We start from the raw sequence: 15,379 nt of genomic DNA on the forward strand, positions 1-15,379 counted from the left end.
CTGATGCTCCTGCCCCGCGTCAAGTACAAAGATTAATAATTTATGTAAAGATCAGGCATGGCGAATCTGCGACGACGCGGCTCCCCGGGAGGGCTCGGCTCGGTCTGCGGCCCGGTGCGCGGCCCGGTGTCCGGCTCAGTGCGCGTCGACCTGCGCGTCGTGCTGCACAGCGGCCTGCGCCGGTGCGCTCGTCGTCCCGCGGGCCACGACGACGACCGGCGGGCTGGCGACGGATCCGCTCGCCGACGCCGCGATCTCGCTCAGCAGCTCCTGGCCGGTCAGCATCCCGATCACCTGCACGTCGTGCGAGACCGCCGACAGCGGCGGCTCGCTGAGCTGGCACTGCGCGGAGTCGTCCCACGCCAGCAGCGACATCGCGCCGGGCACGTCGAGACCGAGCTGCCGGGCCCCGTCGAGCGCGCCGATCGCCATCAGATCGCTGTCGAGGATCGTCGCCGTCGGCGGCTGCGCCTCCGCGATCAGCGAGTGCAGCGCGCGGGCGCCGGACTCCCGCGAGTAGTCGCCCGAGCGCTCGAGCGCCTCGATCCCGCGAGCGGCGCACTCCTTGAGGAAGCACTCGCGCCGGATCCGCGTGTGCAGCAGCTCCTCCGGCCCGCCGACGTGCGCGATCCGCTCGTGCCCGAGGTCCGCGAGGAACTGCACGGCGTCGCGCATCGCGTCGTCGTCGTTCGTCCACACCGCGCGCAGCTCCCGCGCGGCGGACGGCGGCCCGACGATCACCGCGGGCAGCCCGAGCCCGCGCACCAGCGCCGGCCGCGGATCGTCCACCTCGAGGTCGACCAGCACCACTCCGTCGACCTCGCCGTCGCGGCTCCAGCGCCGGTAGGTCTCGATCTCGGCGTCGCGGTCGGGCAGCACGTTCAGCAGCACCGAGTGCCCCGCCGGGCGGACCGCGTGCTCCACGCCCGCGATGAACTCGTGGAAGTAGGGCTCGGCGCCCATGATCTCGGTGGCGCGGACGAGGGCGAGCCCGAGGGGCCGCGGCGGTCTCGGATCGGTCATGGCAGCTCTCTCTCGAACGGGCAGCACCAGCGTAGGCGCGGGCGGCGAGCGGGGCCCCGCGCCGCGGTCCCGTACGCTGTCGGTCGGACGGTGAGGAGCAGGCATGGCGCGTCGTGAGGCGACCCCGGCGTCCCCGGGCAGTCGCGCCCTCGTCGTCGACATCATCCGCTCCTCCGGTCCGATCAGCCGCGTCGAGCTCACCTCGGCGACCGGGCTGACCCAGCCGTCGATCTCGCTGATCGTGCGCAAGCTCCTGACCGACGGCATCGTCCGCGAGACCGGGTCCACGGCCAGCGGCGGCAAGCCCCGGCAGATGCTCGAGATCAACACCCGGGCGCGGATCGGCGTCGGCGTCCAGCTCGGCTTCGAGTCGATCACCTTCGTGGCGACGGACGCCGGCGGCGGCGTGATCGCGCGCCAGCAGATCCGCGGTGCGGCCCTCGCGGCACCCGAGGAGGTCACCCGCCGGATCGTCGACGGCTACACCGCGTTCGTGCGCGGCACCGGCCTCGACCGCCGTGCCCTGGCCGGCGTCGCCGTCGTCGCGCCGGGTCCGATCGACCAGGCCGCGGGTCGGATCCTCGGGCCGCCCACCCTGCAGGGCTGGCGCGACTTCCCGCTGCGCGAGGAGCTGGGCGCCGGCTTCGGCATCCCGATCCTGCTCGACAACGACGCGGCCGCGGCCGCCATCGGCGAGTTCTGGAGCCGCGGCGTCTCGCGGCATGAGACCTTCGGCAGCATCTACGTCGGCACCGGGATCGGCGCCGGCGTCGTCCTGGACGGCGCGCTCTTCCGCGGCGCGAGCTCCAACGCCGCCGAGATCGGCCACATCACCATCGCCCCGGGCGGCCGCGAGTGCTTCTGCGGCAACATCGGCTGCCTCGAGCGCTACGCCGCACCGTCCGTCGTGGTCGAGGACGCCGCGGCGGATCGGAGCGCCTTCGCCGACCTCGACCTCACCTTCGAGGTCGAGCAGAACGCTCGCGACTTCGACGTGCTCAGCCTCGCCGCGATCAACGGCCACCCCGCCGCGGAGGAGCTGCTCCAGCGCTCGGCCGGGCACCTCGCCGACGGGGCGGTCACCCTCGCCAACCTCTTCGACCTCGACGCGCTCGTGCTGACCGGTCCGGGCGTCGCGATCGCCGGCTCGATCTACACGCGGGCGCTGCGCTCCCGGCTCGAGAGCCGCCGCTTCGCCCGCCGCGCCCACCCGATCAGCGTCGAGCTGTCCGCCAATCCGCGCGACGCCGCGGCGATCGGCGCCTCCTCCCTCGTGCTGCAGAGCACCCTCTCGCCCGGCCACGGGCCCGTGCTGCACCAGCCCGCATGACCGAGGTCGTCACTCCGGGCGGGGTCGTGCGCGGCAGGGTGGTCGCGACGCCCGACGGAGCGGCGCACGCCTTCTTCGGCGTGCCGTATCAGCGGGTGGCCGAGCGCTTCCGGCCCGGCGTCGCGGTGGAGCCGTGGGCGGGCGTGCGTGCGGCGACCTCGCCCGGGCCCGTCGCGCCGCAGCCGTTCGCCGATGCGAACGTCTCCGAGCAGGACTCCCTGCATCTGAGCATCTGGACCCCCGAGCCCGCCGCCCGCGACCTGCCCGTGCTCGTCTGGGTGCACGGCGGCCTGCACATCGTCGGGTCCAACGCCGAGCCGCTGTCGGACGGCGCGCGCCTCGCCGCCGCGGGCCGGATGGTCGTCGTCTCGGTGAATCACCGCCTCGGCGCCCTCGGGATGCTGACCCTCGAGCACCTCCTCGGCGCCGACTACGCCGACTCCGCGAACCTCGCCCTGCTCGACGTGATCGCCGCGCTCCGCTGGGTGCGCTCGGGCGTCGCGGCGTTCGGCGGCGACCCGTCGCGGGTCGTGCTGGCCGGGCAGTCCGCGGGGGCGGTGCTGGTCTCGGCGCTGCTCGCCGCCCCCGCCGCGGCCGGTCTGCTCTCGCGCGCCGTGCTGCAGAGCGGGAACCCGGAGCGGATCGGCACACGGGAGTACGGCGAGGGCGTCACCGCCGAGCTGCTGTCGCTCCTCGGCGCGGAGGAGGAGCCGTCGCGGCTGCTCACGCTGCCGTGGGAGGACGTGGTCGCCGCCCAGCAGCGGCTGATCGAGCGGCGCTCGGCCGGCCACCCGAACCCGACGCCCGTCTTCCGTCCGAGTCTCGACGGCCGCGTGCTGCCCGCCGCGCCGGTCGACGCGGTCGCCGCCGGTGCGTCCTCCTCGGTGGATCTGATCATCGGCACGAACGTGAACGAGGGCTCCGGCTTCGTCGATCCGGGCGGCCCGGACCCGGCGCCGGAGCTCCTCGAGCGCGAGCTGGCGCTGCTCCTGCCGCACTGGCCCGCGGTGCGCGGCAGCCGGACGGAGGCGTTCGCCGCCGCCCTGCGCGCCGACCTCGGCCGCGAGGTGTCCGGCGCCGAGCAGCTCGAGGCCTGCCTCGCCGAGACGATCTACCGCCAGCCGAGCCGGCGCCTCCTCGACGCCCGGGCGGGCGCGACCGGCTCCACCCGCGCCTACCTCTTCACCTGGGAGCAGCCCGCCGCCGCGGGACCTCGCCGCGCCGGCCACTCCCTCGAGCTGCCGTTCCTCTTCCGGACCCTCGACTCCGCCGCCGCCCCCGCCGAGGTCGGCGACAACGCCCCCGCCTCCCTCCGCGACGAGCTCACCCGCCGCTGGTCCGCCTTCGCCGCCACCGGCGACCCCGGCCCCGACTGGCCGGAGTACGCCCCGTCCGGCGCGACCCTCCTCCTCGCCGAGTCCTCCCGTGTCGCCGACGCCCCGCGCGACGCCGTCCGCCGCCTCGTCGCCTCCGCGGAGCCGCCGCCCTCCTGAGCCCGCGCGCCCCGCGCCCGCGCCCGCTCCCGCTCCCACGCCCACGCCCACGCCCACGCCCACGCCCACGCTCCAAAAGTTGTCGTACTCGCCCTCCCACTACGACAACTCCTGCGCGCTCGAGGCCACCCGCCGCCGCTCCGACGCTCGACCCTCCAGGAGTTGTCGTACTCGGGCGTCGAGTGCGACAACTTCTGGAGAGTGGGGGGGGCGGCGGGGCGGGGAGCCCGCGCGTCACGCCAGGCCGGCGCCGCTCAGCGCGAGCGTCGCGATCACCGTCAGCACCGTCGTCCACAGGACGATCGCGACGGCCTGCCAGAGCAGGACGCGGCCCTTCGCGACTCCGGAGCCGGCGAGCATCACCGCGGTGAAGTGCGTCGGCAGCAGCAGCGGGCCGAGCAGGCTCACGCCGGGGACGCCGTAGCGGGTGAACGCCCGCTGGAACTTCTCGCGGCGGGCGGTCGTGCGCGTGCGCGGCTTCCCGCCGGTGATCGCCGAGCGGACGCCGGCGCCCAGCAGCACGAGCAGCGCCACGCAGAGGAAGTTGCCCGCGGCGGCCGACACCGCGGCGACGACCGGGTGGATGCCGCCGACGATGCCGATCGTCGCGGCGCCCTCGCCCTCGATGAAGGGCACGGCTCCGGCGAGCGCCACCACGAGCGGCTGGACGAGGTCGGGGACCTCCTGGAGGAGTCCCTGGAATCCGAGGATCGCGTCGCTGACGATGGTCGACATGGTGCTGTCTCCTTCTTCCCGTGCGGCCGGGCCGCCGCCCCGTCGTTCGGGACGTGTCCATCCCAGCCCGCGGCGAGGGGTGCCCGGCAGTGCCCTCCCGTCACCGCGACTCGGGAGGAACGACCGACCGAGGGGTGACATCTGTCATGGTCGTAGCCTGGGCCGCATGCCGACCGCGCTGCCCGCCCCCGCCGACACCACCGCCGCTCCCCCCTCCGGGAAAGGGGTCTCCGCGACCTGGTGGTACACGCTCCTCTCGGCCGGCTCGTTCGTCCTCGCGGTGCTGTTCGGCTGGGCGGTGCCCCTGCTGGTCGGCGGAGCGGAGCCGTGGCGGGTGCTCGGCTACCTCGCCGGCGCGGCGGTCTGGACGGCGGTGTTCGCCGTCTCCGCGCAGCATTACCGCCGGGCCGACGGCGAGGCCCCGCAGGTCGGCGCGCGGGCGGTCGGCGCGCGGGCGCTCGGAGTGGCGGCGCTCGGTGTCGCCGGTGCCGCGGCGACCGGTCTCGCGACGGGCAGCACGACGCTGCCGCTCTCGCTGGTGTTCGTCCTGGTCGGGCTCCTGCCGTGGCCGCGCGGGGTCCGCTGGCGGGTCACGGTGCTCCTCACCGCCCTGCTCCTGCTGAGCGCCTGGCTCGAGTTCGAGCGGGTGACCGGCGACGCCCCGCTGTCGCTCGCCCCCGAGGCCGCGCCGGTGCTGTTCGCCTTCGCGATCGGGCTGCCGTTCTCGATCGTCAGCATGCTCTGGTGGTGGGACATCGTCCGCGAGCTCGACCGGGCGCGGCTCGCGGAGGGGCGCCTCGCGGCCGCGCAGGAGCGGCTCATCCTGGCCGGCGACGTGCACGATCTGCAGGGGCACCATCTGCAGGTGATCGCCCTGCAGCTCGAGCTGGCCGAGCGGCTGCTCCGCGACGATCCCGACGGCGCCCTCGAGCAGCTGCGCGCCGCTCAGCGCTCGGTCGACGGGGCGCGCACCGGCACCCGCGAGCTGGCCACCCGCTTCCGCAGCGTCTCGCTCGCCGACGAGCTCGCCAACGCCGCCGACCTCCTCCGCTCGGCGGGCCTGCGGGTCGAGCTGGCCGTCGATCCCGACGCCGACCGCGCGCCCGCCGACGTGCTCGGGCCGGTGATCCGCGAGAGCACGACCAACATCCTCAAGCACGGCGGCGGCGAGTCCGCGCGTCTGCGGCTGGCGCGCGAGGCGGGGTCGTGGCGCTTCCAGGCGGTGAACGACGTGCCGGAGGGAGCGGAGGCGGCGGCGATCGGCGGCTCCGGGGCGACCGGGAGCTCCGGGGGCACGCGGAGCACCGGCGGCACCGGCGGCACCGGCGGCTCCGGCGTCGTCGGCATGACCGAGCGGATCGAGCGGGCCGGCGGCACCCTGCGCGCCCGGACGGTGCGCCGCTCCTTCGAGCTCGACGCGCGCGTGCCCGGCGGTGCCGCGTGATCCGCGTGCTCCTCGCCGACGACGAGGACATGATCCGCACTGCCCTCGCCGCCCTGCTCCGGCTGGAGCCCGACCTCGAGATCGTCGGCGAGTGCCGCGACGGCGCGGAGGCGGTCGCCGAGGCGGTGCGGCTCGAGCCCGACGTCTGCCTCTTCGACGTCGAGATGCCCGGGATGGACGGCATCGAGGCGGCCGAGCGCCTGCGCCGCGTCTCGGCGACCCGCGTCATCGTCGTCACCCGGCACGCGCGGCCCGGCGTGCTGCGTCGCGCGCTGGCCGTCGGCGTGAGCGGCTTCCTGCCCAAGTCGCGGCGGGTGGAGGACGTGGCGGAGGTCATCCGCCAGGTCGCCGCGGGCCGCCGCTACGTCGATCCCGAGATCGCCGCCGACGCCCTCGCGACGACGCGCAGCCCGCTCACCGACCGCGAGCTGGACGTGCTGAGCGCCGGAGCCCGCGGCGAGACCACCGGCGCCATCGCGAAGGCGCTGCACCTCTCCTCCGGCACCGTCCGCAACCACGTCTCGTCGATCCTCCGCAAGCTCGACGTCGACACCCGGCAGCGCGCGGTCATCGAGGCCCGCGAGAACGGCTGGATCTGACCCGCAGCCCCGCCGTCCCGCAACCCGCCGCCCCGCCGTCCACCCGGCGTCCGATCTGCAGGCGATCCACCCCTCCTGCCTCCCGCCGTAGCGCCGGCACACGCCTTCCCCGCCGGATCACCTGCACAACCGACGAGCACCTGCACAACGCACCAGCACCTGCACACCGGACGAGCACGCCGCAGCACGGAGGCGTGCTGTCCGATCTGCAGGCGATCCACCCCTCCTGCCTCCCGCCCTAGCGCCGGCACACGCCTTCCCCGGCGGATCACCTGCACACCGGACAAGCACCTGCACAACGCACCAGCACCTACACCGGACGAGCGCGCCGCAGCGTGGAGGCGGCATGTCCGATCTGCAGGCGATCCGCGCCTCCTGCCTCCCGCCCTCGCACCGGTAAACGGCTTCCACGCCGGATCACCTGCACAACAGACGAGCACCCCGCAGCACGGAGGCGTGCTGTCCGATCTGCAGGCGATCCGCGCCTCCCGCCCCCGTCCTCACCTGCACAACGGACAAGCACCTGCACATCGGACGAGCACCTGCACATCGGACGAGCACGTCGGAGCGCGGCGGCGTGCTGTCCGATGTGCAGGCGATCCGCCGCGCACGGGACGCGCGGACGCGGCGGAGACCGCGTTCCCGCGGGGATCGCCTGCAGATCGGACAGGCGGCAGAGCACCGAGGCTCAGAGCGCGACGACCACGCTCTTCAGCTCGCAGAACGAGCGCAGCGCCTCCTCGCCCAGGTCGCGCCCGAGCCCCGACTCCCCCACGCCGCCGAACGACAGCGCCGGGTCGAACAGGTTGTACGTGTTGACCCACACCGTCCCCGCGCGCAGCCGCCGGCCCATCCGGTGCGCCCGCGACAGGTCGCGGGTCCAGACGCCCGCCGCGAGGCCGTAGGTCTGGTCGTTGGCGAGGGCCACCGCCTCGTCCTCGTCCTCGAAGGGGATGATGCCGACGACCGGTCCGAAGATCTCCTCGCGCGCGATGGTCATCGTGTTCGTCACGCCGGTGAACAGCGTCGGCTCCACGTAGAAGCCCGGCCGGTCCGGCACTCCGCCGCCGACCGCGACGACCGCGCCCTCCGCCTCGCCCTGCGCGATGTAGCCGAGCACCTGCTGCCGCTGCTCCTCCGACACCAGCGGCCCGACGGTCACGCCGCCGGCCAGCCCGTCGCCGAGCGCGACCCGCCGCACCGCCGCGGTCAGCCGCTCCGTTGCCTCCTCGAGGATCGAGCGCTGCACCAGCAGCCGACTGCCCGCCGTGCACATCTGGCCGGAGTGGCCGAACGACGCCCGCATCGCGGTCAGCACGACCGCGTCCAGGTCCGCGTCCTCGAACACGATGTTCGGGCTCTTGCCGCCGAGCTCCAGGGTCAGCCGGGTGAAGTCCTCGCTCGCGGCCCGCATCACCTTCCGCCCGACCTCGGTGCTGCCGGTGAAGGACACCTTGCTGACCAGCGGGTGCTCGGTGAGCGCCGCGCCCACCCGCCCGTCGCCGGTGAGCACGTTCACGACTCCCGCGGGGACGCCCGCCTCCTCGCAGAGGGCCGCGAGGCGCAGCATGGTCAGCGGAGTCTGCTCCGCCGGCTTCACGACCACGGTGCAGCCCGCGGCGAGCGCCGGCGCCAGCTTGAAGCTCGCCGTCATGATCGGGAAGTTCCACGGCAGGATCAGCGCCGCCACTCCGACCGGCTCGAGCGTCGTGTACACGTGGTGCTGCGCGTCGACGGGCACGACGGTGCCGGTCAGACGCGAGGGGGCGCCGGCGTAGTAGCGGAAGACGCGCGCCGACGTCGCGGTGTCGGCGCGCGAGCGCTCGATCGGCTTGCCGTTGTCACGGGTCTCGAGCACCGCGAGCTCCTCGAGGCGCTCCTCGATCAGGTCGGCGACGCGGTTCAGGATGCGGCTGCGGTCGTGCGGACTCATCCCGCTCCAGCGCGCGTCGTCGTGCGCGCGGCGGGCGGCGCGGACGGCCGCCTCGATCTCGGCGGGGCCGGCCTGCGGGACGCGGGTGAGCAGCTCCTCCGTCGCGGGGTCGACGATGTCGAGCATCTCCGCCCCCTCGGGCGCGAGCCACGCGCCGTCGACGAGGAAGGGCTCGATCGGCGCGAGCGGGGCGAGCGTGTCTCTCATGGGGTCTGCGTCTCTCTCATCGGGGGCGTGATCGGGATCGGTGGTCACCGGCAGCGGCGGTCATCGGCGGCGGCCGTCGTCGGTATCGGTGGTCATCGGCATCGGTCGGCATCGGCGGTCATCGGAGTCGGCGTCAGCTGAGTCGGCGTCATCGGGCACCGCCGGTCGTCGGGTCCGCGGACCGCGGTCACGGCCGGTCCAGCAGCCGGGCCGGCTCCTCGACGCTCATCCGGCGCAGCAGGTCGTCCGCGACGCCGAGGGCGCGCAGCCCCGGGAGGACCCGCGCGCCGAGGTGGTCGAAGCCGTGCCCGCCGAAGCGGCGCAGCTGGCCCTTCGTCCAGGTGCTGTGGCCGAGCACCCAGCGGATGCCGGGGTCGGTGCCGAGCAGCTCCAGCAGTGCGTCCAGGCGCTGCGGGTCGCTCGCGTTGCGGATCCGGCCGACGTGGGCGCCCTCGTTGCCGAAGCAGAGCTCGAGCACGGCGCCGGCTCCGCCGAGGTCGCGGAGGTAGGCCAGGTCGAGGAACTCGTCGACCGTGCTGAAGACCACGCGGTCGGGCGCGACTCCCTCGGCGACCACGTGCGCGAGCACCTCGAGTCCGTTGCGGGCGTCGGCGGCGAGCCGGACGGTGATCGCCGAGCCCGTGGCGGCGGCGGCGCGGGCCGCGGCGGTGAGGCTGATCCGCTCCTGCTCCCCCTCGGCGGTCGCGAAGGCGCCGGTCGTCCCCATCAGGCCGAGGAGCCCGGCGCGGTAGGAGGTCCCGGGGATCGCCTCGGTCAGCGCCCGGAGGAACAGCGCGGTGCGGCCGTCGACGTCGAGCGCGAGGTACCACTCGGGCAGCAGCCGCGGGAGGTAGGCGCCGTAGCCGGCCGCGATCGCGACGTCGGAGCGCTCGGCCAGCTCGGGCAGGCGGGTGCGGTCGGGGCCGAAGCCGAGCGAGCTGAGGTCGACGGCCAGGCCGAGACCGGCGGCGGCACCGAGGCGCAGCTCGTCGGCGAGCAGCTCGACGTCGTCGAGACGGAGGTTGTCGGCGAGCGCGAGCTGGCTCCAGCGCAGGGCGGCGGCGAGCCCGGCGGTGACCGGCGCGTCCGGATCGAGCGCCTCGACACCGGGCCGCTGCAGCGCGCTCGCATCGGTCAGCAGGTGCTCGTGCATCGAGACGGCGCCGAGGCCCGCGGGCTCGATCGGGCCGAGGACCGTCTGGATCGCCATACGTCGCCTCCCCCGCGACTCCCTGTCGCTGGATCCAATATAGGCCCGGGTGGATCCAGAAGCGACGTGTCGGTACTCTCCCAGGCTCGCGCTCGCCGTCCCTGAGTAGAATCGCAGGCAGCAAGGGGAGTACTCCCGTCTGCGGTGAGCCCGTCATTACGGATGCGAGAGAGCATCCCGGGCCATCGGCTCCGCCACCACCTCCGAGAGGTCGTCGGCCGGAGTGGAGGAGACCTTGGTCCCGTGTCGACCACCCCCTTGGAGCACCCTGTGCAGATCACGCCCCTCATCTGGCTCATCACGATCGCCGTGACGATCGCCTTCTTCGTCTACGAGTTCTTCGCGCACGTGCGGAAGCCGCACGAGCCGACCATCGCGGAGTCCGCCCGCTGGTCGGCCTTCTACATCGGCCTCGCGCTGCTCTTCGGCGTCGGAATCGGCTTCGTCGCCGACTGGCGCTACGGCGGCGAGTACTTCGCCGGCTATCTCACCGAGAAGGCGCTGTCGCTCGACAACCTCTTCCTCTTCCTCATCATCATGACCGGCTTCGCGGTGCCGAAGATCTACCAGCAGAAGGTGCTGATGATCGGCATCGTCATCGCGCTCATCATGCGCGGCGGCTTCATCGCGGTCGGCGCGGCCCTGATCGAGAACTTCTCCTGGGTCTTCTACCTCTTCGGCGCCCTGCTCTTCGTGCTCGCCTATCAGCAGATCAAGGGCGACCACGGCGACCCGGCCGACAACGCCTTCATGCGCCTGGTGCGCCGCGTCCTCCCCGTCACCGACGAGTACCACGGCGACAGGCTGACCGTGAAGAAGGACGGCCGCCGCTTCGTCACCCCGATGCTGCTGACCATCGTCGCCATCGGCTTCATCGACCTCGTCTTCGCGCTCGACTCGATCCCCGCCATCTACGGCCTGACCAGCGAGGCCTACATCGTCTTCACCGCGAACGCCTTCGCGCTGATGGGCCTGCGCCAGCTGTTCTTCCTGATCGGCGGCCTCCTCGAGCGCCTCGTCTACCTCAGCCAGGGCCTGGCCGTCATCCTCGGCTTCATCGCCGTCAAGCTCGTCTTCCACGCCCTGCACGTCAACGAGGTCCCCTTCATCAACGGCGGCGAGCCCCTGCTCTGGGTCCCCGAGATCCCGATCTGGTTCTCGCTCACCTTCATCGGCAGCACCATCGCCGTCGCCACGATCGCGAGCCTCCTGAAGACCCGCGGCGACCGCTCCAAGTCCGACCGCGCCACCGTCCAGGACGCCCCCCTCGAGACCCCCGCCGACGTCGACCGCTGACCCCCCCACCCGCCCACCCGCCGCGAGCCGTCCCCCGCCGCGAGATGCCACTTGTGCACACGACACGCCGTGAAAGGCGTGCACAAGTGGCATCTCGCGGGGAGTGCGCCTGCCTGTCGGACAGTGCGATCGGCCCTCGAAGTGAGGTGATCCTGCTTCACGAAGCGGTGAGACCCGAGCGGAACGCCGTGACGGCGGCCCACGCGTCGAGCGCGAGTGCCTCCGTCTCGTCCTGGACGCCGGCGGCGGCGGCGAGCCGCGCGTACGCCTCACTCCCGTCACCGGAAGCGGAGGCGAAGGGATCGCACGCCGCGAGAACGAGCAGCAGCCGATCATGCTCCGTCGCCGCCGACACCGCCCGAGCCGCGCGACCGGGATCCGACCGCTCGGCCTGGATGATGACGAACGCGAAGTCGTAGAGGTCCTTCTCGGCATCTCGGCCCAGGATCGCGGCTGCTTTCGCAGCGAGATAGGAGCCGAGCGCGGCGACGCGCACCTGCCGTCCCGCGAGCGAGACGACCTGCGCGTCGCGGAGCGCAGGACGAGGGCCACGGACGTTCATGGCGTTGACCCGCGGAGCACCCGGCAGGACGATCGGCAGCAGCGAGTCGTCGACATCGACGAGCACCTGGAGGACGACGACAGCGCCCTCGACCTCCGTCGTCCCGTTCCAGTCCCCCGCAGCATCGACGGGCAGGAAACCGGCTGCACCGAGCGCCGCCTCCAACCAGGAGAAGTCCTTCTCGTCGCGGTCGTAGACGACCCCCACGTCGAGGACCACGTCGACGTCACTCGTCCCCTGGTGCACGTCGTCGGACTCGACGATCAGGTCAGGGACGAGACCGCCGATGACGACCAGATCCCGCCAATGCTCTCCCGCAGCATCGAGAAGGCGGAGCAGCGCCCTCTCCGCCAGGGTGCGAGTGCGACGATTCCGCTCCGCCTGCGTCATGGATCAGAACCCGATCGCGAGACGTCGGAGGTGCTCGGCGGGCTCTTCCCCGCGAATGCTGTCGCGGAGCAGATCGACGTAGGCCCTGATCGGATCGACGATGCGAAGCCCGCTGTCGACGGTCGAAGCGGTGAAGACCGGAGGGCGAGCCGTCGAGACGACGACCCTGGCCCCAGCCCTCGTCGGCGTCAGTCCTGCCTCCCTGGCCAGCTCGTCGAACGACTGCGAGTTGATCCGCCCGTCGATATGACACCGCACGACCGAGATTCCGGTCGAGTACGGCGCGATCCGGTCCGCGGCGAGGAGGCCCCCGAAGACGACGTCATCGCCGAAGAGCTCAGCGATGCGTGCCGCGGTCGTCTCGGGGTCGCGTTCGAGGACATGGAAGCCTCGACCCCCCGACAGGGTTCTCTCATAGCCCGCCCACGCGTCCAGCAGCGCACCCGGATCGTCGATCCTGCGAGCCGGACGCCGTCCTCGCGAGCGCACGGCTCCTTCGTCAGAGGGGACGATCCAGCCCTGATCCTCGAAATCCCGGAGCGCCCTGGACACGGCACCGAGGGAGCGAGCAGAGCGACCGGCGAGGTACTGCACGAGTGGGACGACATCACCGGCCGGCCGGCCGGGCTCCGTCGGCACGAGGCTCGACAGGAGAGTCTCGGCGACATCCGCCGTGGACGGCGTCCATCGAACGGCCCCAGTACGGCGCGCTCCCGTGTCGACCGCGGCCGTTCTGCGTTCGATGTACACCTTTCCGTCCAGCTCGATCAGCATCGATCCGTCGAGGCCGACCCACCCCACTCCGCGCTCGGCCAGCATCTCTCGCGCTCCGGGAGAGATCGCTTCCGCAACGAGAAGCAGAGGTGGATCGGTCGGTCCGCTTCTCAACGCGCGGTCGACGTCCCTCGGGTAGCCGGCTCCTGCCCACCGGACGAGAACGGGGATCCGCTCGCCGGTGCGGAGTCGTACGACAGCGCCTGCGCCCTCGGTCTCCAGCACCGCCACCGACTCCGGCAGTGCCTGTGCAAGCGCTTCGTGCGCGACGTCGTCCAGCGATCGCATTTTTTCACTGTACAGAAAAGAATGCTTTCAGCGTGAAAACAAGCTCGGTCGCTCGCCGATTCCCTCACGCGCTCCCCGCCCCCGCCCACACCACCCGTCCCCGCGCCGCGAGATGCCACTTGTGCGCGCGACACGCCGTGAAAGGCGAGCACAAGTGGCATCTCGCGGGGAGGGAGAGGGCAGGCAGGGGGTCAGAGGGTCGGGGTCCAGATGCGCATCGTGGAGGGGCCGCGGTTGGCCCAGCGGTAGTAGGGGCGGAAGTCCGCGGTGAAGTGGTCGCCGAGCTCGGTCGGCACGGAGTAGGGCCACGCGGACGCCGCGGTGTCGCGGCGGACGAGCGCCACCCGGGCGCCGTCGCCGGTTGCGACCGGCTCCACCGAGGGGTCGACCGCGACGTGCTCCGTGTCGAGGCCGTCGGGCAGCTCCAGCGACTCCAGCGCCAGCACGAACGGCCCGCGCTCCACCGCGACCTGGCCGCGCACCGCGTCGATCCGCGGGTGCGGCGTCACGAAGCGCGCCGGCATCGGCAGCGACAGCCGCACCACGTCGCCGGCCGCGAACGCCCGCCGCACCGTCACCGTCGAGAGGGCGCCGTCCACCGGCCGCCCGTCCAGCAGCGCCGACCCGCGCGCGAACGGCGGGATCCGCAGCGTCAGCGCGAACTCCGCATCCGCCAGGATCCGCACCGCGATCTCCCCGTCCTCCGGGTAGTCCGTCACCACCTCGAGCGCCACGTCGCCCGTGGTCACCCGGTACGCGCCGTACTGGTGCAGCTGCACCCCGTCGTCCGTCGCCGTCGCGAAGCTCAGCTCGACGCTCGCGAGGGTCCGCGCCATGTTGGTCGGGCAGCAGGACACCCAGAACCACGGCGCCCGCAGGCTCGACTGCGCCCGGTCGGTCTCCACGCTCTCGTCCGGCGCCACCCCGTCGACCCGCTGCTGCAGCGTGTTCGTGTAGAAGAAGGCGCGCCCGTCCTCGCGCGTCGAGGGCAGCACCGCGTTCAGCAGCGTCCGCTCCATCAGATCGGCGTAGGCCGCGTCGTCCGAGCGCAGCAGGAGCCGCCAGCTCAGCATGTTCGACGCGATGGCCGCACAGGTCTCGGCGTAGGCGCGGTCCGGCGGCAGCTCGTAGTCGGCGCCGAACGCCTCGTCCTGGTGGTGCGAGCCCATCCCGCCGGTCAGGTAGGTGCGCCGCGCGACCGTCGCCGCCCACTGCCGCTGCACGGCGGCCTCGAGCTCCGCGTCGCCGGTCTCCACGGCGACGTCGAGCGCCCCCGCGGCCAGGTACAGCGCGCGCACCGCGTGGCCGCGCAGCACGTCCGCCGAGCGCACCGGCACGTCGTCCTGGAAGTACTCGGCCCCGTACTGCACCGCACCGAGCGTCCCCGTGCCGCGTCGCTCGACGAAGAGCCGCGCCTGCTCGAGATAGCGCCCGTCGCCGGTGGCGCGGGCGAGCTCGGCGAGCGCCGGCTCGATCTCGGGGTGCCCGCAGACCGCGATCCGCCCCTCCGCCCCGAACACGTCGATCACGTGGTCGGCGAGACGCCGCGCGACGGCCGGCAGCAGGTCGTCGTGACCGGTGCGCAGCCGCGCCACGGCCGCCTGGATCAGGTGCCCGAAGCTGTACAGCTCGTGCCCCCACTCCAGATCGGAGTAGCGCGCGCGCTGCCCCGGCCGGCCGAAGCTCGTGTGCAGGTAGCCGTCCGCGTCCTGGGCAGCGGCGACGCGCCGCACCAGCGCGTCGTACTGCGCGGCGAGCGCCGGATCCTGCGAGCGGCCGAGCTCCCAGGCCATCGCCTCGAGCAGCTTGTAGACCTCCGAGTCGACGAACTCGATCCCCGCGTGCTGGTCGCCGCCGGACGCCGACGAGATCGTGCCCGCCGCGGCGCGATCGAAGTTGCCGGCCCAGCCGACCCGCTCGATCCAGCTCAGGCAGTGGCCGATCACGGCCTCGGCGCCGAGCTGCTGGTAGTGCTGCCAGAAGCCGCCGGTCAGGCGGATCTCGTCCTGGCGGAGCGGACGGAGGACGCCGGCGGTCGGCGCGACGGGGCCGCCGAGGGCGACGGAGGTGGTCAGGGTCACGGGATCTCCTAGGG

Annotated in this window: 12 protein-coding genes; 5 read left to right on the plus strand and 7 right to left on the minus strand. The window is 73.2% G+C overall.

Annotated elements, in window-relative coordinates:
• Positions 1 to 135: 135 nt before the first annotated feature.
• Positions 136 to 1,023: a LacI family DNA-binding transcriptional regulator gene (locus HQQ82_RS13925; protein ID WP_173234214.1), complete on the minus strand. Its 888-nt coding sequence runs from the start codon at positions 1,021 to 1,023 to the stop codon at positions 136 to 138.
• A 103-nt stretch (positions 1,024 to 1,126) separates the two neighbouring features.
• Between HQQ82_RS13925 and HQQ82_RS13930 the strand changes: the two genes are divergently transcribed.
• Both HQQ82_RS13930 and HQQ82_RS13935 read left to right on the plus strand, forming a co-directional pair.
• Positions 1,127 to 2,353: an ROK family transcriptional regulator gene (locus HQQ82_RS13930; protein WP_173234216.1), complete on the plus strand. Its 1,227-nt coding sequence runs from the start codon at positions 1,127 to 1,129 to the stop codon at positions 2,351 to 2,353.
• A complete protein-coding gene (locus HQQ82_RS13935; RefSeq protein WP_173234218.1) occupies positions 2,350 to 3,846 on the plus strand; it encodes a carboxylesterase family protein in 1,497 nt (498 codons plus the stop codon). The genes HQQ82_RS13930 and HQQ82_RS13935 overlap by 4 nt, the downstream gene beginning before the upstream one ends.
• A 234-nt stretch (positions 3,847 to 4,080) precedes the next feature.
• Here the strand turns inward: HQQ82_RS13935 and HQQ82_RS13940 are convergent, their stop codons facing one another.
• Positions 4,081 to 4,581: a small multidrug efflux protein gene (locus HQQ82_RS13940; RefSeq protein WP_173234220.1), complete on the minus strand. Its 501-nt coding sequence runs from the start codon at positions 4,579 to 4,581 to the stop codon at positions 4,081 to 4,083.
• Between the two features lie 166 nt (positions 4,582 to 4,747).
• On the opposite strand from HQQ82_RS13940, the gene HQQ82_RS13945 reads away from it, so the two are divergent.
• On the plus strand, positions 4,748 to 6,025 hold the full coding sequence (locus HQQ82_RS13945; RefSeq protein WP_173234222.1) for a sensor histidine kinase: 1,278 nt from the start codon (positions 4,748 to 4,750) through the stop codon (positions 6,023 to 6,025).
• Positions 6,022 to 6,624, plus strand: a complete 603-nt coding sequence (locus HQQ82_RS13950; protein WP_173234224.1) for a response regulator transcription factor — start codon at positions 6,022 to 6,024, stop codon at positions 6,622 to 6,624. The genes HQQ82_RS13945 and HQQ82_RS13950 overlap by 4 nt, the downstream gene beginning before the upstream one ends.
• A gap of 688 nt (positions 6,625 to 7,312) precedes the next feature.
• On the opposite strand, the gene HQQ82_RS13955 is transcribed toward HQQ82_RS13950, so the two are convergent.
• Both HQQ82_RS13955 and HQQ82_RS13960 read right to left on the minus strand, forming a co-directional pair.
• On the minus strand, positions 7,313 to 8,764 hold the full coding sequence (locus HQQ82_RS13955; protein WP_173234226.1) for an aldehyde dehydrogenase: 1,452 nt from the start codon (positions 8,762 to 8,764) through the stop codon (positions 7,313 to 7,315).
• 187 nt (positions 8,765 to 8,951) lie between these two features.
• The gene (locus HQQ82_RS13960) at positions 8,952 to 9,974 is read right to left on the minus strand and encodes a phosphotriesterase (protein ID WP_173234228.1); all 1,023 of its coding nucleotides are present in this window, start codon (positions 9,972 to 9,974) and stop codon (positions 8,952 to 8,954) included.
• Between the two features lie 270 nt (positions 9,975 to 10,244).
• Between HQQ82_RS13960 and HQQ82_RS13965 the strand changes: the two genes are divergently transcribed.
• On the plus strand, positions 10,245 to 11,270 hold the full coding sequence (locus HQQ82_RS13965) for a TerC family protein (RefSeq protein ID WP_173234230.1): 1,026 nt from the start codon (positions 10,245 to 10,247) through the stop codon (positions 11,268 to 11,270).
• 157 nt (positions 11,271 to 11,427) lie between these two features.
• Here the strand turns inward: HQQ82_RS13965 and HQQ82_RS13970 are convergent, their stop codons facing one another.
• From HQQ82_RS13970 to HQQ82_RS13980, 3 genes are all read right to left on the minus strand, one after another.
• Positions 11,428 to 12,222, minus strand: coding sequence for a hypothetical protein (locus HQQ82_RS13970; RefSeq protein ID WP_173234232.1), 795 nt, complete (start codon positions 12,220 to 12,222; stop codon positions 11,428 to 11,430).
• Between the two features lie 3 nt (positions 12,223 to 12,225).
• Positions 12,226 to 13,284: a hypothetical protein gene (locus HQQ82_RS13975; protein WP_173234234.1), complete on the minus strand. Its 1,059-nt coding sequence runs from the start codon at positions 13,282 to 13,284 to the stop codon at positions 12,226 to 12,228.
• Between the two features lie 191 nt (positions 13,285 to 13,475).
• Positions 13,476 to 15,365 carry a beta-L-arabinofuranosidase domain-containing protein gene (locus HQQ82_RS13980; RefSeq protein WP_173234235.1) on the minus strand — a complete coding sequence of 630 codons (1,890 nt, stop codon included), beginning with the start codon at positions 15,363 to 15,365 and terminating at the stop codon, positions 13,476 to 13,478.
• Between the last annotated feature and the right edge of the window lie 14 nt (positions 15,366 to 15,379).

This window comes from Rathayibacter sp. VKM Ac-2856, from assembly GCF_013205055.1.
Taxonomy (GTDB): Bacteria; Actinomycetota; Actinomycetes; order Actinomycetales; family Microbacteriaceae; genus Rathayibacter.

Bases quoted from the DNA above. Each gene is read 5' to 3' on its own strand.
- HQQ82_RS13955 (WP_173234226.1), bottom strand. From the start codon at position 8,764: ATGAGAGACACGCTCGCCCCGCTCGCGCCGATCGAGCCCTTCCTCGTC.
- HQQ82_RS13925 (WP_173234214.1), bottom strand. From the start codon at position 1,023: ATGACCGATCCGAGACCGCCGCGGCCCCTCGGGCTCGCCCTCGTCCGC.
- HQQ82_RS13960 (WP_173234228.1), bottom strand. From the start codon at position 9,974: ATGGCGATCCAGACGGTCCTCGGCCCGATCGAGCCCGCGGGCCTCGGC.
- HQQ82_RS13930 (WP_173234216.1), top strand. From the start codon at position 1,127: ATGGCGCGTCGTGAGGCGACCCCGGCGTCCCCGGGCAGTCGCGCCCTC.
- HQQ82_RS13935 (WP_173234218.1), top strand. From the start codon at position 2,350: ATGACCGAGGTCGTCACTCCGGGCGGGGTCGTGCGCGGCAGGGTGGTC.
- HQQ82_RS13970 (WP_173234232.1), bottom strand. From the start codon at position 12,222: ATGACGCAGGCGGAGCGGAATCGTCGCACTCGCACCCTGGCGGAGAGG.
- HQQ82_RS13940 (WP_173234220.1), bottom strand. From the start codon at position 4,581: ATGTCGACCATCGTCAGCGACGCGATCCTCGGATTCCAGGGACTCCTC.
- HQQ82_RS13945 (WP_173234222.1), top strand. From the start codon at position 4,748: ATGCCGACCGCGCTGCCCGCCCCCGCCGACACCACCGCCGCTCCCCCC.
- HQQ82_RS13975 (WP_173234234.1), bottom strand. From the start codon at position 13,284: ATGCGATCGCTGGACGACGTCGCGCACGAAGCGCTTGCACAGGCACTG.